Source organism: Geobacter benzoatilyticus, from assembly GCF_017338855.1.
GTDB classification, from domain to species: Bacteria; Desulfobacterota; Desulfuromonadia; order Geobacterales; family Geobacteraceae; genus Geobacter; species Geobacter benzoatilyticus.
On record NZ_CP071382.1, the window covers coordinates 1,393,533 to 1,413,877 of the forward strand.

General features: G+C 61.8%; 20 protein-coding genes. 11 read left to right on the top strand and 9 right to left on the bottom strand.

What is annotated here, in order from left to right; all coding sequences use genetic code 11:
- Positions 1-2 precede the first annotated feature (2 nt).
- From mqnE to JZM60_RS06570, 3 genes are all read left to right on the top strand, one after another.
- Positions 3-1,085: an aminofutalosine synthase MqnE gene (mqnE, locus tag JZM60_RS06560; protein WP_207164700.1), complete on the top strand. Its 1,083-nt coding sequence runs from the start codon at positions 3-5 to the stop codon at positions 1,083-1,085.
- Positions 1,086-1,087: 2 nt separating this feature from the next.
- Positions 1,088-2,149, top strand: a complete 1,062-nt coding sequence (mqnC, locus tag JZM60_RS06565; protein WP_207164701.1) for a cyclic dehypoxanthinyl futalosine synthase — start codon at positions 1,088-1,090, stop codon at positions 2,147-2,149.
- Positions 2,150-2,315: 166 nt separating this feature from the next.
- Positions 2,316-3,464 carry a ribonuclease D gene (locus JZM60_RS06570; RefSeq protein ID WP_207164702.1) on the top strand — a complete coding sequence of 383 codons (1,149 nt, stop codon included), beginning with the start codon at positions 2,316-2,318 and terminating at the stop codon, positions 3,462-3,464.
- A 101-nt stretch (positions 3,465-3,565) separates the two neighbouring features.
- Here JZM60_RS06570 and JZM60_RS06575 read toward each other — a convergent pair whose 3' ends face one another.
- From JZM60_RS06575 to prmA, 3 genes are read right to left on the bottom strand one after another with little or no spacing between them, the layout of a single operon-like run.
- Positions 3,566-4,363, bottom strand: coding sequence for a hypothetical protein (locus JZM60_RS06575; protein WP_207164703.1), 798 nt, complete (start codon positions 4,361-4,363; stop codon positions 3,566-3,568).
- A gap of 43 nt (positions 4,364-4,406) precedes the next feature.
- On the bottom strand, positions 4,407-5,198 hold the full coding sequence (locus JZM60_RS06580) for a 16S rRNA (uracil(1498)-N(3))-methyltransferase (RefSeq protein ID WP_207164704.1): 792 nt from the start codon (positions 5,196-5,198) through the stop codon (positions 4,407-4,409).
- Positions 5,195-6,094, bottom strand: a complete 900-nt coding sequence (gene prmA / locus JZM60_RS06585) for a 50S ribosomal protein L11 methyltransferase (protein WP_207164705.1) — start codon at positions 6,092-6,094, stop codon at positions 5,195-5,197. The genes JZM60_RS06580 and prmA overlap by 4 nt, the downstream gene beginning before the upstream one ends.
- 143 nt (positions 6,095-6,237) lie before the next feature.
- On the opposite strand from prmA, the gene JZM60_RS06590 reads away from it, so the two are divergent.
- From JZM60_RS06590 to JZM60_RS06620, 7 genes are all read left to right on the top strand, one after another.
- Positions 6,238-7,401 (top strand): M20 family metallopeptidase, encoded by a 1,164-nt coding sequence (locus tag JZM60_RS06590; RefSeq protein ID WP_207164706.1) that lies wholly within the window; start codon positions 6,238-6,240, stop codon positions 7,399-7,401.
- Between the two features lie 78 nt (positions 7,402-7,479).
- The gene (locus tag JZM60_RS06595) at positions 7,480-8,295 is read left to right on the top strand and encodes a pyruvate, water dikinase regulatory protein (RefSeq protein ID WP_207164707.1); all 816 of its coding nucleotides are present in this window, start codon (positions 7,480-7,482) and stop codon (positions 8,293-8,295) included.
- A gap of 51 nt (positions 8,296-8,346) precedes the next feature.
- On the top strand, positions 8,347-9,021 hold the full coding sequence (locus JZM60_RS06600) for a response regulator transcription factor (protein WP_207164708.1): 675 nt from the start codon (positions 8,347-8,349) through the stop codon (positions 9,019-9,021).
- Between the two features lie 4 nt (positions 9,022-9,025).
- On the top strand, positions 9,026-10,438 hold the full coding sequence (locus JZM60_RS06605; protein ID WP_207164709.1) for a sensor histidine kinase: 1,413 nt from the start codon (positions 9,026-9,028) through the stop codon (positions 10,436-10,438).
- A 15-nt stretch (positions 10,439-10,453) separates the two neighbouring features.
- Positions 10,454-11,185 (top strand): futalosine hydrolase, encoded by a 732-nt coding sequence (mqnB, locus tag JZM60_RS06610; RefSeq protein WP_207164710.1) that lies wholly within the window; start codon positions 10,454-10,456, stop codon positions 11,183-11,185.
- A gap of 3 nt (positions 11,186-11,188) precedes the next feature.
- On the top strand, positions 11,189-12,019 hold the full coding sequence (locus tag JZM60_RS06615; RefSeq protein ID WP_207164711.1) for a 1,4-dihydroxy-6-naphtoate synthase: 831 nt from the start codon (positions 11,189-11,191) through the stop codon (positions 12,017-12,019).
- 109 nt (positions 12,020-12,128) lie between these two features.
- Entirely contained in the window at positions 12,129-12,581 is a 453-nt protein-coding gene (locus JZM60_RS06620) for a septal ring lytic transglycosylase RlpA family protein (RefSeq protein WP_207164712.1), read from the top strand.
- 87 nt (positions 12,582-12,668) lie between these two features.
- Here JZM60_RS06620 and JZM60_RS06625 read toward each other — a convergent pair whose 3' ends face one another.
- From JZM60_RS06625 to glmU, 6 genes are all read right to left on the bottom strand, one after another.
- Entirely contained in the window at positions 12,669-13,403 is a 735-nt protein-coding gene (locus JZM60_RS06625; protein ID WP_241426389.1) for a lipoprotein insertase outer membrane protein LolB, read from the bottom strand.
- 81 nt (positions 13,404-13,484) lie between these two features.
- Positions 13,485-14,576, bottom strand: coding sequence for a Glu/Leu/Phe/Val family dehydrogenase (locus JZM60_RS06630; RefSeq protein WP_207164713.1), 1,092 nt, complete (start codon positions 14,574-14,576; stop codon positions 13,485-13,487).
- A gap of 45 nt (positions 14,577-14,621) precedes the next feature.
- On the bottom strand, positions 14,622-14,912 hold the full coding sequence (locus JZM60_RS06635) for a putative quinol monooxygenase (protein ID WP_207164714.1): 291 nt from the start codon (positions 14,910-14,912) through the stop codon (positions 14,622-14,624).
- 15 nt (positions 14,913-14,927) lie between these two features.
- Positions 14,928-16,166, bottom strand: coding sequence for a Bcr/CflA family multidrug efflux MFS transporter (locus tag JZM60_RS06640; RefSeq protein WP_207164715.1), 1,239 nt, complete (start codon positions 16,164-16,166; stop codon positions 14,928-14,930).
- 158 nt (positions 16,167-16,324) lie between these two features.
- Entirely contained in the window at positions 16,325-18,154 is a 1,830-nt protein-coding gene (gene glmS / locus JZM60_RS06645; RefSeq protein ID WP_207164716.1) for a glutamine--fructose-6-phosphate transaminase (isomerizing), read from the bottom strand.
- Positions 18,155-18,191: 37 nt separating this feature from the next.
- A complete protein-coding gene (gene glmU, locus JZM60_RS06650; protein WP_207164717.1) occupies positions 18,192-19,622 on the bottom strand; it encodes a bifunctional UDP-N-acetylglucosamine diphosphorylase/glucosamine-1-phosphate N-acetyltransferase GlmU in 1,431 nt (476 codons plus the stop codon).
- Positions 19,623-19,775: 153 nt separating this feature from the next.
- Between glmU and JZM60_RS06655 the strand changes: the two genes are divergently transcribed.
- Positions 19,776-20,324, top strand: coding sequence for an MXAN_5187 C-terminal domain-containing protein (locus tag JZM60_RS06655; protein ID WP_207164718.1), 549 nt, complete (start codon positions 19,776-19,778; stop codon positions 20,322-20,324).
- Positions 20,325-20,345 lie beyond the last annotated feature (21 nt).

Consider the following 20,345-nt stretch of genomic DNA (forward strand, 5'->3'; position numbering starts at 1 on the left):
CCATGACTTCTATTTTTTCGATAGCTGAAAAAGTTCATGCCGGCGAGCGAATCACCGACGAGGAGGCTCTCTTCCTCTTCGAGTGCCGGGACCTTATCGCCGTGGGGGAACTGGCTGCGGCCGCGAACCGTCGCCGCAACGGCGACCGGGTCTTCTTCAACGTGAACCGCCACATCAACCACACGAACATCTGCGTGAACCGCTGCTCCTTCTGCGCCTTCTACCGCACCGCCGACCAGCCGGGGGCCTACCTCTACGACCTTGATGAGATCCGCAACCGAGCCATGGAGGCCAACTCCCAGGGGGCCACGGAGATCCACATCGTGGGGGGCCTCCATCCGGACCTCCCCTTCGACTTCTACCTGGAAATGCTCCGGACCGTGAAGGAGGTCTCCCCCGGTCTCCACGTGAAGGCCTTCACCGCCGTGGAGATCGAGTACCTGTCGAAGCTGGCGGGCCTCTCCATTGCCGATACCCTGGCGGAGCTTAAGCTGGCGGGGCTCGGGTCGCTTCCCGGCGGCGGGGCCGAGATCTTCGCCCCTGACGTGCGCAACCGGCTCTGTCCCGAGAAGATCAGCGGCGCGCGGTGGCTCGATGTCATGGAGGAGGTCCACCGGGCGGGGCTCAAATCCAATGCCACCATGCTCTTCGGCCACATCGAGAGCTATGCCGACCGGGTCGATCATATGCATCGGCTGCGGGAGCTCCAGGACCGGACCGGCGGGTTCCAGGTATTCATTCCCCTCGCCTTCCAGAAGGAGAACAACCCCCTGGGGCATCTGAAACGCCCCGGACCAGGCGGGGTAGATGCCCTGAAGACCCTGGCCGTGGGCCGGATATACCTGGACAATTTCGCCAACATCAAGGCCTATTGGGTGATGCTCGGCCTGAAGACCGCACAGGTGGCCCTCTCCTTCGGGGTGAACGACCTGGACGGCACCGTGGTGGAGGAGAAAATCGGCCACGACGCCGGGGCCGCCACCCCGCAGACCATGGGGCGCGACGATATCGTCACCCTGATCCGCAAGGCGGGGCGGGTGCCGGTGGAGCGGGATACGCTCTACAACGAGCTGAGGGTGTACTGACCATGGATACCGTTATCGGAAAAATCGAACGTGGCGAGGCCATCGGCCGGGCCGAGGTCCTTGAGCTTCTCCTAAATGCCGACCTTCTTACCCTGGGGCGCCTGGCCAATGGCATCCGCCGGCGGCTTCATCCAGAGGAAACGGTCACCTTCGTGGTGGACCGCAACGTGAACTACACAAACGTCTGCGAGTCCAAGTGTAAATTCTGCGCCTTCTACCGGGAGGAAGGTGCCCCCGACGCCTACCTGCTGGCCGAGGAAGCCATCTACGCCAAAATCGCCGAACTGGTGGGCCATGGGGGGACGCAACTCCTCATGCAGGGGGGGCTCCATCCCCATCTGGGGATCGAGTGGTTTGAGCTGCTCTTCCGGGGGATTAAGGAGCGGTTCCCCCAGGTCCAGAATCACTCCCTCTCCCCGGCGGAGATTACCCAGATCGCCACGGTTTCCAAACTCACCATCCCGGAGACGGTGCGGCGGCTGCGGGAGGCTGGGCTCGACTCCATCCCCGGCGGCGGGGCCGAGATTCTGGTGGATCGGGTCCGGCAGGAGATCTCCCCCAAGAAGATCGGCTGGGAAGGGTGGGCCGCGGTGATGGGCGAGGCGGCCCGGCAGGGGATGGCCACCACCGCCACCATGATGTTCGGCAGCACCGAGAAGCCCGAGGATATCGTAGAACACCTCTTCCGGGTCCGTGAGCTCCAGGCTGTCGGCGGTTCCTTCACCGCCTTCATCCCCTGGACCTACCAGCCGGGGAACACCGAGCTGGGTGGCGACACCGCCAGCGGGGTCGAGTACCTGAAGGTGCTGGCCCTCTCCCGGATAGTTATCGACAACGTGCCGAACATCCAGGCCAGCTGGGTGACCCAGGGGGCCCAGATGGCCCAGGTGGCCCTCTTCTTCGGGGCCAACGACCTGGGGGGGACCATGTTGGAGGAGAACGTGGTGGCCGCTGCCGGCTGCACCTTCCGCATGAGTCTCGAAGAGATGGTCGAGCTGATTCGCGAAGCCGGATTCCGGCCCGCCCAGCGGACGACCCTATATTCCATAATCCGCGAGTTCTAGTGGTTCGCGTCCGGCTGCACGCCATCTTCGGCCGCTCCTCCGTCGCCCGATCCTCGACGTAGCGCTGCTACGCTTGCGGTCGTGCTCGGTCGTCGCAACCAAATCTGACGCACATCCGAACGCGATGAACCTTGAGTTCTATTTTACCGTTCGACTGGAGATTTCCTTGCCCGTTCAACCCGTTTCACCCGAGATCATCACCACCCCCGACGGGGTCCGCCGCCTTGCGGACCGCCTTTCCAGGGAGCCCTATGTGGCCTGCGACCTGGAGGCCGACTCCATGCACCACTACCAGGAGAAGGTCTGCCTGATCCAGTTCGCAGTGCCGGGGTTCGCCGCAATCGTCGATCCGCTGGCCGTTGCGGATATGGCTCCCCTGGCGCCGCTCTTCGCCGATGCCGCCATTTGCAAGGTATTCCACGGGGCCGACTATGACATCCGCTCCCTCCATCGGGATTTCGGCATCGAGGTGAACAACCTCTTCGATACCATGATTGCGTGCCAGTTCCTCGGCGAGCGGGAGTTCGGCCTGGCGGCGGCGCTCAAGAAGCGCTTCGGCGTCGATCTGGATAAGCAGTACCAGCGGGCCGACTGGAGCCGGCGCCCGTTGTCGGCAGGGATGATCGAGTATGCGGTGAAGGATACGACGCTCCTCATCGAGCTTGCCGGGCAACTTGAGGCAGAGCTCAGGGAGAAAGGACGTTTCGGATGGTTTGAGGAAGAGTGTGCCATTCTGGCGCGGGTGCGGGTGGCGCAGCGCTCCGGCTCCGATCCGATGTTTCTCCGCTTCAAAGGGGCGTCGCGGATGGCTCCCCGGTCCCTGGCGGTTCTGGAGGAGATTCTCCGCTTCCGGGACCGGCGGGCGCGGCAGATGGATGTCCCCCCCTTCAAGGTGCTCGGCACCGAAACGGTGCGGGAGCTGGCCGAGAAGAAGCCCCGGTCCGCTGCGGATTTTGCGGGCATTACCGGAATGACTGAGCGGGTTCTGGAACGGTGCGGTGAGGAGATACTGCGGGCCGTGGAGAAGGGTATTGCGCTTCCGGAGCAGGAGCTCCCCGTGTTTCCCAGGGAGGAGCGGCGCAAAGTGGGGGGGGACGAGGAGCGGCGCGTCAAGGCCCTCAAGGGATGGCGCGAGGGGAAATCCCGGCAGTTCGGGGTAGAGCCCGGCTTTCTGGCAAACAATGCCCTGCTTGAGCAGATCGCCCTGAGTTTTCCCCGTTCCGAGGAGGAGCTTGACGGTGTCGCCGGAGTCCGCTCGTGGCAAAGACGGGAATTCGGCGCCGAGCTTGTGGCGGCCCTTCAGGTCAGGCGCTAGGGCGTATCCCCACAACACCGGCCGTCAAACATGAAAAACGGCACGGAGGAGCAGGAATTATCCGCTCTGCCGTGCCGTTTTTTTTGTGATGTGGCGCCCTGCTATGGCTTGTCCGGCTCTCCGAAGAGTGCGTCAAGGTCGGAGGGGAGTTCGACGTGGGGCCCCTTCGGGGGGGGCTGGGGGGCATTCGGCGTCTCTTCCTCCCAGCTGAAGTTCTCCAGCTGGAACTCCCCGGCTTCGCCGGCGTCGGCGGCCGGGGGGGCGCTCTGACCTTCGTCAATGCTGCCGAATACGTTGGCGGGCGTCTCCCATGCGGATTCCAGTTCCGGTGTTGCTACCGGCGCTGCCGCGGCAGCGGTTTCCTCGCTGTTGTCACCGATTTCGAGCAGGGATGCAAAGTCGTCCTCCGATGCCGGAGGTGATCCGAACGAGGCGGTGGGGGGCTCGGCCGGAGCCGCATCTGCCGGTTCGTCGAAGGAGAAGTCGGGAAGCTCTGCCTCGCTTGCGGCGGGGGGGGCCGCAGGTGTTGCCGCCATGGGTGAATCCATGTCGAAGGAGACGGGCGGAGGTGCCGCCTGTGCCTGTGCCGGTGCCGGAGCAGGGGCGAAGTCGAGATCCATGGAGGAAAAAATGTCGTCTCCATGATTTGCCGGGGCGGGCGCCGTGGCAGGCTCATCCCAGGTGAAGGTCTCTTCGGCGGCTGCCGTGGCGGGGGCTGCGGCAGCCGCAAGCGATGCTGCTACCGTTGCAGCAGCAGGGGGGGCTGCCGATTCGGCAACGGGCGATATTGCGGGGAAGTTTATTCCAAGGGACTGTTTGAAGGCGCTCAGGTCGTGCTTGCATTTCTTGCAGTTGTCGAGAAATTCGAAACTGTTGTACCCGCATTTTGGACACTTCATGGTTGCTGCTCCTTGTGCGGCACAACGCTTCAGGTGCGTGCCGCTATGGTGTAAGTGGCGATACGGGGCCTTTTCCGGATGGGAGCCCTTCCCCCAGGTCGCCGTAAAGGTACTGGAGGATGGCCAGAAGGGCTATGCCTGCCGTCTCGGTCCGGAGGATGCGCTTGCCCAGGGTTACCGAGGCGAAGCCCGCCTGCCGTGCCGTTTCCGCCTCTGCCGCCGTGAGCCCCCCCTCGGGGCCGACTATTATGGCGATATTGGCCGGGGCGGGCCTCCCCGCCATGGCACCCTTAAGAGTCGTGGCCCGCTCCTCTTCCCACAAAAGGAGCTTAAGGTCGTGGTCCGAATCCCTGACGGCCTCGGCAATTCCCCGTGTCAGCCGCACCGCCGGAATGTCCGGCCGTCCGGCCTGGCGTGCCGCCTCCTCTGCAATCCGCCGCCAGCGTCGCAACCGGTCGTCCCGCCGGTCTGCCGCAATGCGGGAAACCGAACGCTCCGCCTGGAAGGAGACCACTTCATTTACTCCCAGTTCAGTCCCTTTCTGCAAGATGAGTTCCATTTTCTCACCCTTTGGCAGTCCCTGGATGAGAGTGATCCGTGGTCCCCCCCCGGAGGGGGCCGCTGCGTGGCGCTCCTCGACGGCTATGGCAAGGTGGTCCCTGCCGATCTCTTTAATGATTCCCGTGCATTCGGTACCACGACCGTCCGCCAGGTTGACGCGGGTGTCAATTTTCAGGCGCAGAACCTTCACCATGTGACGGAAAAGGTCCCCCTCAACCCGCACGAACGCTGCCGTCAAGTCCGTGTCAGCGGCTATGAAGCGGCGCGTGCTCATTTTGCGGCCCGGTAGAGGAGGCAGCTCCACTCCCCTTCGCGGGTTGTTTCGGCAAGGGCGAGTCCGGTGGCGGCAAAGCCGTCGATGACGTAGGGTTCCCGTTCCACGAGGATTCCAGAGAGAATGAGGGCGCCGCCGGGGGCCACCTTCGCGGTCAAGTCGGCCGCCATCCTGACCAGATCCTCGGCGAGAATGTTGGCGAGGACCACGGCGAATTGCCCCGGAATATCGGCAAGGGGGGTGATGGTCAGCTCGGCGGTCACCCCGTTCATGGCGCAGTTTTCCCGGGCTACTTCCACGGCGTCGGGGTCGATGTCGGTTCCCACCACGCGGCTGGCCCCCAGCTTGGAAGCGGCCATGGCCAGGATGCCCGAGCCGGTTCCCACATCGAGGACATCTCCGGGGCGGCCGAGTTTTTCCAGGGCCTCAAGGCAGAGGCGCGTCGTCGGGTGGGTGCCGGTACCGAAGGCCATCCCCGGGTCCAGTTCGATAACGAGATCCTCGGGTTCCGGCGCAAACGGCTCCCATGTGGGTTTGATGACGAGCCGCCGGCCGATGCGGGTCGGGGAGAAGTGCTGGCGCCACCCCGTGGCCCAGTCCTCTTCCCGGATAGTGGTGACGGTTGGGGTGGCGGGGGGGGCGTCGCCGTAATCCGGGGCGTTTTCCCGGATGAACCGCTCCACTGCGGCCAGTTTAGTTTCCAGCTCCGCGTCGGGGGTGAAGTAGGCCCGCACGGTCTTTACCGGCGGCTCGTCCATGCCGTCGAGGGAGAAGGTGTCGAGCTCAAGGTTGTCGATGCTCACGCCGTTGCCGGAAAGTTCCACAAGAAAATCGGCGAGAAGGTCAACCATTGCCGCCGGAACTTCACAGGCGACTTCGGCCCAGGTTTTATTCATGGATGCTCCTCGGTGCTGTGTCCTGAATTTGTGCAGACAAGGTGGGCCAACGTAGCAAAACTAAAGGGCTTTGACAATAAAAACCTTGACAAAGATGCCGGAGTGAGTTCAAATCTCATTAAAATTACCTTGGGGTGGCCGTGATGGATCTTATGCGCTTGAAAAAGGAGATTGTCGACTTCGTTGCGGGGCGGAAGAATGATTTTGCCGCCATTGCCGAGGAGCTCTACAACAACCCTGAAACCGGGTTGAACGAGGTGCGCAGTTCCGCACTCCTCGCCGCTTTCCTTGAAAAGGAGGGGTTCCGGCTGGAGCGGGGCATTGCCGGGCTCCCCACGGCATTCCGGGCAGAGACGGGCGCAGGGGGGCCGGTAATCGCCCTCATTGCGGAGATGGATGCCCTGCCGGTCATGGGTCATGCCTGCGGCCACAACGTAATTGCCGCAGCCGCCGTGGGCGCCGCCACTGCCTTGCGCCGCGTGCTCCCGCCGGAGGCGGCCAGGATCGTAGTTTTCGGCACCCCCGCCGAGGAGCAGGGAATCGGGAAGGTGGATATGATTGCCCACGGGGCCTTCGATGGGGTCGAGTTCGCCCTGATGGTGCATCCCTCGTCCCGTCGGTATGTCATCAAGCATTTTCTGGGGCTTACCCGCATTCGCTTCATTTTCACCGGCAAACCGGCCCATGCCGCCGCCTATCCTGAGGAGGGGATCAACGCCCTTGATGGCGTCATCCAGACCTTCAACGGAATCAACGCATTGCGCCAGCAACTGCGGCAGGACGTGCGGGTCCACGGGATCATCACGGAAGGGGGCGTAGCTCCCAATATCATTCCGGAGCGTGCCGCAGCCTATTTTTATGTCCGGGCCGACGATCTCGCAGAGATGGAGCGGGTGAAGAACCGGCTCGTTGCCTGTGCCGAAGGGGCTGCCCTGGCCACCGGATGCCGGCTTGAGGTGGAGGAGGATCCCCGGATCATGGCCCCACTGAAGGTAAACCGGACCTTTTCAGCGCTCTATTCGGCCCAGTTGGCGTATTTAGGGCTTCAGGAATCGGAAAACCAGCCCGATAAGAATAAAGGCTCTTCGGATATCGGCAACGTCTCCCAGGTCGTACCTACGATCCATCCCCATGTGCCGATTGGCGACGGCATCAATATCCACAGCGAAGCTTTTGCCCGCGCCACGGTATCCGAAAAGGGGAAGGCCGCCGTTGCGGAGGGGGCAACGGCCCTGGCGCTGACCGCCGCGGAACTGGTCGCCAGGCCGGAGTTGCGAGAGGAAATCCGGCAGGAATTTCGTTCATGAGGATTCCTTCGTTGCCATGATTAAAATCCATGGTATATACTATTTAATGAAAAAATGGACACCGGGCGCAGGGTGAGCATGAATACATCGACGCGGCATATCTACCTTTTTTCCGACGCTACGGGTGAAACCGTGGAACGGGTGCTGCGCGCCGCGCTTTCCCAGTTCCGCGATGTGGAAGCGCGTGTCCATCGCATGAGCAAAATCCGGACGAGGGAGGATATCCTTTCCGCTCTGGAAGAGGTGCTCAAGGAGCCGGGCATCGTGGTTTACACCCTGGTGGACACCGAACTGGCGCAACTGCTGCGGGATGAAGCGGAAGCCCACGGCCTCGACTCCCTGGATCTGATCAGCTCTCTTCTCTTTAAGCTGTCCGACTTCTTTGGCGTTGCCCCCCAGAATGAACCGGGCCTCCTTTACCAGCTGAACTCGGAGTATCACAAGAGGGTCGAGGCGGTTGATTTCACGGTTAACCATGATGACGGGCAAGATCCTCGGGGGTTGAGCAAGGCGGATTTCGTGCTGGTCGGGGTGTCGCGTTCTTCAAAAACACCGCTCTCCATGTACCTGGCCCATAAGGGGTACCGGGTGGCGAACGTTCCTCTCGTAAAGGGTATAGATCCGCCGGCTGAACTCTTCAGGGTGGATCAGAACAAGGTGGTGGGGCTGCTCATCGATGCCCACCGTCTTCTGGAAATCCGCTCGGCGCGGCTCAAAAACCTGGGGCAGATGCCCCGGGGTACCTATGCCGACTTCGAGAAGATCGAGGAGGAGCTCAACTATTGCCGCCGGCTTTACCGGCGCAATCCCCAGTGGCTCGTCATTGACGTGACAAAGAAGTCAGTGGAAGAATCTGCTGCTGAAATTATACAGAAACTCTGCAGTGTCAGCTAGGCAACCATGACCCCGGTGCTTCATCCAACGGAGAAAGAGGAGGTGCATTCAATGAAGATTCTTGTGGTAGAAGACGAAAAGAAAGTTTCGAGCTTCATTAAGCGCGGTCTTGAGGAAGAACGCTATGAGGTAGAAAGCGCATTCAACGGCGAGGAAGGGCTCAAGATGGCCCTTGACAAGGGCTACGACCTGATCGTTCTCGACGTGATGCTCCCCAAGAAGGACGGCCTGAGCGTGGTGCGGGAACTGCGCGAGAAGAAAAACGCGACGCCTGTTCTCATGCTGACCGCCAAGGATTCCGTGGAAGACATCGTTGCGGGGCTTGATTCCGGTTCCGACGATTATCTGACCAAGCCGTTCGCCTTCGCCGAGCTCCTGGCCCGGGTGCGGGCACTGGTACGGCGCAGCGAGCAGGACCGGGGCGCCGAGATCCGTTTCGTCGACCTGCGCCTTGATCCGGTAACCCACAAGGTCTGGCGCAAGGACAAGGAAATTGACCTGACGGCGAAGGAGTATTCGCTGCTGGAATATTTCATGCGCAATCCGAACCAGGTCCTCACCCGTACCATGATCGCCGAGCACGTGTGGGATTATACCTTTGACAGCTTTACCAACATCATTGACGTGTATGTCAACTACCTGCGGAAGAAAATCGATCGCGAAGCCGATAAAAAGCTGATCCACACGGTGCGTGGCGTGGGCTACATCCTGAAGGAAGAGGAGTGACCCGTTGTTTTTCCGGTCGATTCGCTTTTCCCTTACCCTTTGGTATGCGGTTACCCTGGCGGTAATTCTTGTTCTGTTCAGTTCCTTTATTTATCTGGTTCTGCAGAATCAGCTCACCAAGGAGATAGACCGGGAGCTCCTCACCGTGGCCGAGGCCGTGGCGAGCCCGACGCTGGAGCCGTTCCGCCGCGCCGGGCCGTCCGTCTTCGACCAGGTCCTCGAAGACTTCATCGGCAACCGTTTGACCGGCAAGTACGTTCAGGTGCTTGATGGAGGGGGCCGGACCACTGCCTCGTCCAAGAGCTCCGAGGAGTTGCGGATTTCCCTGAGCAAGGCGGCCAGCAGACGGGCCTGGGCCGGAAAAGTAACCTACGAGACCAAGGTCAGCCTGGGTCTCTATCCGGTGCGAACCATCAGCTATCCCATCATGGAGAATGGCAGGCTGATGCAGATAGTCCAGGTGGGATCGTCCATGCGGGAGGCAGCCGAGACCCTCGACAAGGTACTGGTCGTCTTTGCGGTTTCCATCCCCCTGTCACTGTCGCTCTGGAGCGTCGGTGGATGGTTCCTGGCCGGCCGTGCCCTTAAGCCGGTAGACTTCATTACCCGCAGCGCCCGGAAGATTACTGCCGAAAACCTTGGACTGCGTCTGGAAGTTGTGAATCCCCAGGATGAGATAGGGCGGCTGGCGACAACCTTCAACGATACCCTGGAACGGCTTGAGGACGCATTCAGACGGGTGAAGCAGTTTACGGGCGACGTCTCCCATGAGCTTCGGACTCCCCTCACCATCCTTCGGGGGGAGACCGAGGTGGGGCTGCGCTGGGCCCGCGAACCGGAAGAATTCCGGGAGCTTTTCCGGAGCAATCTGGAAGAGATTAACCGGATGTCCAAGATTATCGAGGCGCTGCTGGAGATCTCGCGGGCCGAAGAAGGGGGGCTCAAGCTCGAGCTCACCCCCATCGACCTGGGCGATCTCCTTGGGGAGCTGGTGCAGCAGTCGCGGCTCATCGATCAGGAAAAGGGTCTCAAAATTACCTTTACCGCCGAGGAGTCGGTCACCATCAGAGGCGATTGGCTCCGGTTGCGGCAGGTATTCATGAACCTTCTCGGCAATGCCGTCGCCTACACTCCCGCCGGCGGAGAGGTTTCAGTGGTCCTCAACACCAGCGGCGGATTTGCCCGTGTCATGGTGATCGACAGCGGCGTGGGCATTCCGGCCGATGACCTCCCGCATATCTTCGAGCGCTTCTACCGGGTCGACAAGGCGCGCAACCGGAACGACGGCGGTTGCGGGCTAGGCCTCTCGCTGGCGTGGACTCTCACGGAGGCCCACGGCGGCAAAATTGAAGTGGTGAGCGAACTGAACAAGGGAAGCGTCTTCACCGTATATCTCCCCCTGCATCCTTCAGCCTGACGCGGGACTCTACCCATGGCACCCATAATTATCGCCGCTGCAACCCACAAAGAGCTCTCGCTGCTCGTCCGGAGCATTGGCGCCGGGCCGGAACCGGGAACAAGGACGGGCTGCGAAATTTACCGGGGAAAACTTGGCAGCGCCACGCTGTTTCTGACGGTTACCGGAATCGGCAAGGCGAATACCGCCTCGGCGCTCACCGCGCTTCTGGAGCGGGTTACCCCACGGTTTATCATCAATGTCGGATGCGCGGGGGCCTATGGCGGGAGCGGGCTTCAGGTGGGGGACCTGGCGGTTGCGTCGGCGGAAGTGTATGGCGACGAGGGGGTTTTGACCCCTGCCGGATGGGAGTCCCTGGAATCCATCGGAATCCCGCAGGTGGTGCGAGGCGGCAGTCGCTTCTTCAATGAATTCCCCTTGACCATGCTGCTGGCGGAGCAAGCCGTTCAACTGGGCGCTTCGCAGGGGATTACGGTGCGGCGCGGCAGGTTCGTGACCGTTTCCACCTGTAGCGGTACCACGGCCAGGGGTGACGATCTGGCGCGGCGCTTCGATGCCATCTGCGAGAATATGGAAGGCGCCGCCGCAGCGCACGTGGCGTTGCTCTACGGGGTGGACTGCCTGGAGATCCGCGGCATCAGCAACATGGTCGAAGATCGCGACCTCTCCGCCTGGAACATTCCCCTTGCCGTGGAGACGGCCCAGCGTTTTGTCCTCAAATATCTCGAATTTCATGGGGGGCTGTGACCGATGCGAGATCTTACCTTAGGTTTTTCACCCTGTCCCAATGATACCTATATCTTTCATGCCCTGGTGCACGGCCTGGTCGAGACGCCGGGGCTTGCTTTCCGGGAGCGGCTGGAGGATGTGGAAACCCTGAACCGCCTCGCCCTTGAAGGTGTGCTGGACGTGAGCAAGGTGTCGTACCATGCCCTTGGCTTTCTGCGTGACGAGTACCTGCTGCTCCGTTCGGGCGGAGCCCTGGGGCGGGGGTGCGGCCCCCTGGTCGTTACAAAGGGAGCCGGTTCCATGAAGGATTTGCGGGGAAAGCCGATTGCCGTCCCCGGACGCTACACTACCGCAGCTCTTCTGCTGCGACTCTTCGACCCCTCCCTCGATAACCTGGTCTATCTTCCCTTCAATGAAATCATGGCGGGTGTAGCGCGTGGCGAATTTGCCGCCGGTGTCATCATTCACGAATCACGCTTTACCTTCCCGGAGTACGGGCTCACGAAGCTTCTGGACCTGGGTGCGTGGTGGGAGGGCGAAACCGGCTGCCCCATCCCGCTGGGGGGGATCGTCGCCCGGCGCTCTTTGGGCCGCGAAACCGTTGCCGCCATCGACGCCGCCCTGCGGGCGAGCGTGGCCCATGCCCGTTCCAATCCCTCGGCCGCGTCCGCTTATATCAGGGCTCACTCCCAGGAGATGAGCGATGAGGTCTGCGCCGCCCACATCGGTCTCTATGTGAACGACTTTTCCCTTCAACTCGGCGCCGAGGGTGAGTTGGCAGTGGCCGCTCTCCTTGGGCGGGCAGAGGCCGCAGGTGTCATTCCCCGCTCAGTAGCTCCCCTCTTTGGCTAATCGTAACTGCTTGTTTTTAATGATAAAGTAGCCTGATGCGCCATGTTTTTTCTTGACCCGGATTCTGTGGCTATGCTATAAAAGCGCCTCGCCCAGAAGGAGGTGCCTATTGGTATCTGTAACCCGGAAAGGGCGCCTGGCCATAATGGTAATTTTCTGCCAGGCGTTTTTCCAGATCCAGACACTGTCCTTGCAAGCAGAAGAAATTGCAGCAAAGGCAACAACGGAGAAGGCCGCATCGGCGGCTGAAAAAGCGGATGGGGGGGTCAAAGGGACCGCCTCGTATTACGCGAAACGTTACAACGGAAGAAGAATGACATCGGGGAAGCGGTACGATCCGAAGCAACTCACTGCCGCGCACCCCACCCTCCCCCTCGGAACAAAGGTCAAGGTTGTAAACCTGGCCAACAACCGGGAGGTGACGGTCACCATAACCGATCGCTGCCGGAAAAGAGTGTCGCATTTTATCGATCTCTCCCGGGCAGCGGCCAGGAAACTTGGCTTCCTCGGCAAAGGGGTAACTGAAGTACGGATCATCACCCTTGACGAAGCGGTATCCTGAAAACAACAAATTTGGGCGAACAGCAGAAAAGGGTCGGCATCATGCCGGCCCTTTTCTCATTGTGCAGCATGATCAATTCCGCAAATGCTAGTTACCCACCATGCTTTGCAGCGGTAGAAGGGTGAGTCCCTCCAGGTTGGGGGTGAGGGAAGAGTCGTCTATCGGACCATTCACTTCCGGCTCATCGAACGATATTTTCACTTCAACCCCCTGGTTATCGCTAAATTCGATGACCGAGGGAAACGGAACCCCCCCGGCGGACAGGTAGTCGCGGTAAACCGCCTTTCCATCCTCGGAGGTCTTGCTCTGGAGGAGCCCTTCCCCGTCGTAGCGGGCGACGGTTTCCCTCCCCTTGTCATCGGTCCGCTCGACGGTGCCCGCGGTTCCGGGGACGAAGAGCGGATCTTCTTCAATAACCCACCGCATCATTTGCCATCCCTGAAGTCCCCCCTTTGCCGGCAGATCCTTGATGGCCCCTGCGAAGGCCACTCCCTTGGAGGGGAAAATGACGGTGACCCTGTCGCCCCGGGCAAAGAACTCCAGGGCGGTGGAGCCGAAGGGGGTGAGCATGACCAGGTGGAAACGGTCGGGGTGCCGGTAGAGGAGATAGCCGGTGCCGCCGCTGCTCCCTTCGGGCGATTTCACCGACAGCGATACCGACGCCGCCAGGGTTTCAACTGTGGCGCCGGGGGTGAACGGCTCTCTGGGCCTCGGTACTGCGGCGCAGCCGGCGGTGATGAAGATGAGAACGGCCAGGAGGGCGAATAATGATGAAGGCTTCGTGAAGTGGCGGCGGCATGGCGGGATAAATATGGGCATCATCGTACTTTCAAGGCGTTAGGATGATGCCAGCTTACCTGACAGAAATCGTGGTTGTAAACTTATTTCTCGGGCAGAACGCTGCTAATAGTCACGGTATGCCATGGCGTGCCGTACCCGCTCCGTGGCCAGTTTGACCGCAGCCGCGCGGGGAAGGATCTTGGCGGCTGCCGCTTTCTCCAGTACCAGTCCGGTGTTTCTCCTGATCTGGCTCCCGATGGCTGCGAAGGCTTCCGGCTCGCTTTTGCCGGCATATTCCATTGCTGCCATGATGACTCCCCCGGCATTGGCAATGAAATCGGGTACGATGAGGATTCCGCGCCGGTGAAGCGCCTCCTCGGCCTCGCGGGTTGCCGGAATGTTCGCGCCCTGCAGAATCAGGCGGGCGGCAATGGCTCCGGCGTTGCCGCTGTGGATCACGTCCGGAGTCGCCGCCGGGATCAGTATGTCGCAATCCACGCCGAACAACTCATCTGCCGGTATCCGTCGCCCCTTTCCATGGCCCGCGACACTCCCGGACTCTTCTTTGGCCTTTGTCAGGGCATGCAGATCGATTCCTTCGGGATCATGAAGCCCCCCCTTCGAGTCAGACACCGCCACCAGGACCGCACCCTTTGCGGACAGAAAGCGGGCGGCGGCCGCCCCGACGCTTCCGAATCCCTGTATCGCCACCCGTGCCCCGCTTAATTCGATACCGGCTATGGGTGCGGCAATCCCGGCAGATTCTGCCAGCCCGAAGCCTGTGGCCCCGAGCTTGTCCAGGGGAAGCCCCCCGATCTCCTGGGGTAGTCCCACCGCCCTGCCGGTTTCGTCATGGATACAGGCCATGGCCGTTTCATCGCAGCCCATGTCCGGACCGGGGATGTAATCGGCACAATCCCTTATCATTCGGGCAAAGACCCGGAAGCAGCGCTCCTTGTCCATGGTTGCCGGATCGGCGATGATTCCCGCCTTGGCACCGCCGTGCGGGAGCCCGGCCAGGGAGTTTTTGAGGGTCATGGTTCGCGCCAGGCGCAATACCTCCCCGGTGGTCACCCGGGGCGAAACCCTGACCCCTCCGATGGCTGTGCCCAGGGCGGTGTTGTCCACCACCAGCACCGCCCGGAGCCGTTCCCTGGCGGAATAAAGCTGGATGACCCTGGCCGGTCCGATATCGTCGCAGATAATCTCGCTCATAGGGGAACTTTAGCAAGAATCAGGCGGTTGGCAAGGGCCTCATCCTCAAGCGATTTCGGTCAACACATGAACAGCTTTTCCGGCAATGATGTCCTCGACTGCCGTCACGTATTCCTGGAAGTGTTTCGATTTCATGTGCTGCTCCAGGTGTTCAAGGCTCTTCCAGTTCTCATAAAAGACGAAGACCGCCGGGTCGTCCCGATCCTGATGAAGGCGATACTCCAGGCATCCTTCCTCCTTGCGGGTTTCCGGCACAAGTTTCAGGAGCTCGGTTTTGACGGCATCAACCGCATCATTTTGGGCGGTTACCTTCGCGACAACGGTTACGGTTGACATGATTTGTTCTCCTGTCTAAGAGTTTGGTTCTGCCGCTGTTTGTCTTGCCGTTCGGGTGGCCCACCACCCCATCAGTCCGCATGCTGCCATGGTAGCGGTCATCGGCATGGCCGTTCCGTTGTGGAGCGTCCCCACGAGAGCCCCCGCAGTTGCCCCCAGGGAATACTGAATCGTCCCCAGTAGTGCCGATGCGCTTCCTGCCGCCTTGTCGAAGGGGGCAAGGGCAAGGGCGGTCACGTTGGGATAAAGGAGCCCTGTGGCGCCAAGACAGACAAACAGGAGGGCGGCCTGGAGAGGGAAGCCGCCGATTCCTGTGAATACCGACGCCGTGAGGAAAAGTGCTGCCGTCCCGTTGACGGTGAAGGCGGCGTTCAGTATCCGCTGGGCGCTGAAGCGGCGCAGGAGCCGGCGGTTCACCTGGGAGGCGCCGATCAGCCCAATGGCGTTGGCGCCGAAGAAGAGGCCGAAATGCTGGGGAGAGATGCCGTTCAGTTCGATGAAGACGAACGGCGCGCCGGATATGTAGGAAAAATTGATGCCGGCGATGCACCCCAGGGCGATGGCGTAGCAGAGGTAGCGGCGGTTGCGGAGAAGGTGTCCGTAGACAGCAGCCATCTCGGTTGCGCCCCTCCGGCTTCGACGCTCCGGCGGCAGCGATTCGGGGAGGAATGCCGTTGCCGCCGCCAGGGAGATTATGCCGAAAATCCCCAGAAAGTAGAAGATTCCCCGCCAGCCGGTAACCAGCAGGAGCTGTCCCCCTGCCATGGGGGCCAGGATCGGTGCCGCCCCCATGATCAGCATAAGGAGCGAAAACATTCTCGCCGCTTCGGTGGTGTCGTAGAGGTCCCGCACCACGGCACGGGAAATGACCATGCCGGCTCCGCCCCCAACCGCCATCACCACGCGCCAGAAGAGCAGTCCGCCGCCCGTGTGAACGGCAGCGCATCCGAATGACGCGGCAACGTAGAGCGTCAGCCCCGCAAGGAGGGGTGCGCGCCTTCCCCATCTGTCGGCCAGCGGGCCGTAGAACAGCTGCCCTGCCGCCGAACCGAACAGGAATGCGGAGATGGAAAGCTGCACCGTGCCCAGCGACACGCCGAGATCCCTGGCTATCTGCGGGAAGGCGGGAAGATACATGTCGATGGACATGGAGCTGAAGGCGGTCAGCGCCCCGAGGATTAGAACGAGGCGTGCCAGTTGGCGCCGGGTCATGTCAGCCGGCGTGAGGGCCGGAGCGGTGGTGGTCATTTCCATGGGAACTCGCTAGTCAGGTTCGGGATTTGTGCTGTTGGTTGCCGTGTTGTCGGCCATGGTACGTTGCCGATCGGACAACATTTGCGCCAAGTAAAAAATGGCTGCCTGGTCAGTGGCAGCCATTTAAACGGCACAACTCAATGTTCACCGGTCCGGCACTACTCCACCGTGACCGATTTCGCCAGGTTACGCGGCTGATCCACGTCGGTCCCCTTGAGGACCGCAACGTGGTAGGCCAGGAGCTGGAGCGGCACCGAGAGGATGATCGGGGCCAGCTCTTCGTCGCCGGTGGGGACCTCCAGGGTTACCTCGGCCTTTTTCGCAATCGCTTCGTCGCCGGCGGAGTAGATGGCGATGACCCGGCCGCCCCGGGCGATGACCTCCTCCATGTTGGAGAGGACCTTCTCGTAGGTGGCGTTTTTCGGCACAAGGACCACCACCGGCATGTTCTCGTCGATGAGGGCGATGGGGCCGTGTTTCATCTCGCCGGCCGGGTACCCCTCGGCGTGGATGTAGGAAATTTCCTTGAGCTTCAGTGCGCCTTCCAGGGCGATGGGGTAGTTCATGCCCCGCCCCAGGTAGAGGAAGTCGCGGGCGTTCATGTAGCGGCGGGCGATCCGCTCCACCTGCTCGTTGGTTTCCAGCGCCTGCTCCAGGAGCCCCGGTACCTTGAGCAGGCCGGAGATCATGGCGCGGCCCCGCTCGCAGTCGATGGTGCCGACGGCCCGGCCGAGCCGGATGGTGAAGAGGTAGAGGGCCACCAGCTGGGTGACGAAGGCCTTGGTGGATGCCACGCCGATCTCGGGGCCGGCATGGGTGTAGAGGACGCCGTGGGCCTCCCGGGCGATGGAAGAGTCCACCACGTTGCAGATGGCGGCGGTCATGGCGCCCCGCGCCTTGGCTTCCCGCAGGGCGGCCAGGGTGTCGGCGGTCTCCCCGGACTGGGAGATGACCAGCAGCAGCGTCTTGGAGTCGATGACCGGGTTGCGGTAGCGGAACTCGGAGGCGATATCCACCTCCACCGGGATGCGGCAATGCTCCTCCATGAGGAATTTGCCCACGAGGGCCGAATGCCAGGAGGTGCCGCAGGCGACGATGCAGATCCGGCCGATTCCGCGCAGTTCCCCGTCGGAAAGTTTCATCTCTTCGAGCCGCACGTCTCCCTGCTCTTCCAGCAGGCGGCCGGTGATGGTGTCCTGTACCGCCCGGGGCTGCTCGAAGATCTCCTTGAGCATGAAGTGCTTGTACCCACCTTTTTCGGCCATGAGCGGGGACCAGTCGATATGGCGCGGCTGCTTGTCCAGGGGGGCGCCTGCCACGGTGGAGAAGGTGGGCTGCCCGTCCCGGAAGATGACCATCTCGCCATCCTCCATGAAGACCATCTCCCGGGTGTGGGAAAGGATGGCGGGGATGTCGGAGGCGACGAAGTATTCCCCTTCGCCCAGGCCGACCACCATGGGGGAACCCTGCTTGGCGGCGATGAGCATGCCCGGCTCCCGCTCGCAGAGGATGCAGAGGGCGTAGGCGCCGCGCACCTCTGCCAGGGCCGCCCGGACAGCCTGCTCGAAGTCGCCCGTGCCGGCGAGCTTGTCATCGATCAGGTGCGAGATGACTTCCGTATCGGTATCGCTTTTGAATACCCGCCCCGTCGCCGACAGCCGCTGCTTCAGCTCCAGGTAGTTCTCGATGATGCCGTTGTGCACCACGATGATGGCGCCGGCCTGGTGGGGATGGGCGTTGCGCTCCGAGGGGGGGCCGTGGGTGGCCCACCGGGTGTGGCCGATGCCGATATGGCCAATCAGCGGGTTGCTCTGGATGAGCCGCTCCAGGTTGATGAGCTTCCCTTCGCTGCGCCGCTTGTCCGCCTTCCCTTCCTGAAGGGTGCAGATCCCCGCCGAGTCGTATCCCCGGTATTCGAGGCGCTTGAGACCGTCGAGGATGATGGGGGTCGCCTCCTGGGCGCCGATATAGCCTACAATTCCACACATAGAGAAATCTCCGTTAGGTTCTGGTTGAAAAAGGGGGTTACTGGTTCCGCTGTTTGAGTTTCCACCCGTCCTTGTTGACCTGGGGCGCCCGGGCGATGGCCAGGGAGTCGGGGGGGACGTCTCTGGTCACCGTGGTGCCGGCGGCAATGAGGGAGTTGCGGCCGATGGTTACGGGCGCCACGAACTGGACGTCGCTGCCGACGAAGACATCGTCTTCGATGACGGTGCGGTGCTTGCGGACACCGTCGTAGTTGCAGGTGATGGTGCCGCACCCCACGTTGACGTTGCTGCCGATGGAGGCATCACCCAGGTAGGTGAGGTGGGACGCCTTGGAGCCTTCGCCCATGGTGATCTTCTTGGTCTCCACGAAGTTGCCGATCTTCACGTGGGCCATGAGCTCGGTGCCGGGTCTCAGGTGCGCCATGGGACCGATGGCGGTGTGGTCGTGGATGATGGAATCCTCCATGACCGAGCCTGCTTTCACGACCACATTGTTTCCGATCCGGCAGCTCCGGATTACCGCCCCTGGCTCTACGGTGCAACCGCTGCCGAGGGTGCTCCCCTTGATGACGGCGCCCGTTTCTATCACGCAGCCTTCGCCGATGCGCGTGTCGCCGGTCAGCTGGACTCCCGGGAAAAGCGTGGTGTCGCGCGCCACGGCCACTCCCCGGTCGATGTAAGTGGCTGACGGATCCACCATGGTTACCCCGTCGAGCATAAGGGTGCCGTTGATCCGCTGTCGTGCCGACCGCGCCGCTTCAGCCAGTTGAAGCCGGTCGTTCACTCCCATGACTTCCAGCTGGTCGGCCACGGGATGGGCGGTGCAGCGCAGCCCCCGCTCGTTGGCCATGTTTATGATGTCGGTGAGGTAGTATTCACCCTGGGCGTTGTTGTTGTCGATCCGCTTGACCGCGTCGAAGAGAAATCCTGCGTCGGCGCAGTAGATTCCGGCGTTCACCTCGGTGCGCCCCCGTTCTTCGGGGGTGGCGTCCTTCTCCTCCACGATGCGGATGACCCGGCCGTCGAAGCCGCGGATGATCCGGCCGTAGCCGAAGGGGTTCGCGAGTCGCGTGGTGAGGACCGTGAGGGCTGCCCCGGTGCTTCGCTGGGCGTCGATCATCCCACGGAGCGTTTCGGGCCGGATGAGGGGTACGTCGCCGCAGAGAATCAGAACCCTCCCCTCAAAACCTTCCAATGCCGCGGCGGCGCTTGCCACGGCGTGGCCGGTGCCGAGCTGCTCTTCCTGGAGGGCGAAAGCCATCCCTTCCGCGCCTTCGAAGTGGTTGCGTATGGCGTCCGCCTGGTGACCCACCACCAGCACCATGCGGGATGTTCCCGCCTGCCGCGCTGCCTCGACGGGCCACGCCACCATCGGCGCGCCGGCCAGGGGATGCATCACCTTGACCAGATCTGATTTCATTCTCGTTCCCTTGCCGGCGGCAAGGATTATCGCCGCAACATCGCCCATGGCGGCCGCTCCTTTGGGTGGAAATGGTGAATTTGAAAAGGTTTACTTTATACGATGCCTCGCGAACGCGTCAAGCGAATAGACGGCGCAGCGGAGCAAGCTTTGCCTTTACACGGGAAGGCTTTCTGTCTATAGTTTGTAACCGGAGAGCCTATGGGGATTCCGGAAGACATAGCCCAGTTCGAGCAGAGCCTCAATGAACTGATTATCAAGTATGAGCAGTATTTCCTCGGCCTGGAGAAGCGGGAGCCCGTACGCCTCCAGGAGACGGTTGACCGTTTGGCGCGCAAGTACGCCAACACTAAAATCGTCAATACAATGCTGAACTTCAAGTATAATTCCCTCGTGGCGAAGCTTAACTCCTATCGGCAGTACTGGAACCGGACGCTGCGTCTCATCGAGGAGGGGCGGTACTCCCGCGACCGCTTCCGCATGGCTATCCACGATCGTCCCGACCAGGCTGCCAAGCCCAGCCAGCCCCAACCCCGCGACGAGACCGACGAACTCTACAGTCAGTTCATCGAAGCGCGCCGTTCCTGCAATCTTCCCGTCGAATCAGTCACCAGAGAGATGGTCGCGTCCGCAATCGCGAAGCAGAAACCGGTGATTGCAGCCAAGTACGGCACCGACCTCGTGGAATTCCGGATCGTTGTCGAAAACGGCGTGCCGAAGATAAAGGCCCGGCCGCGCCGCTCCCCCTGAAGTCCACCGGCGCACCGTTCA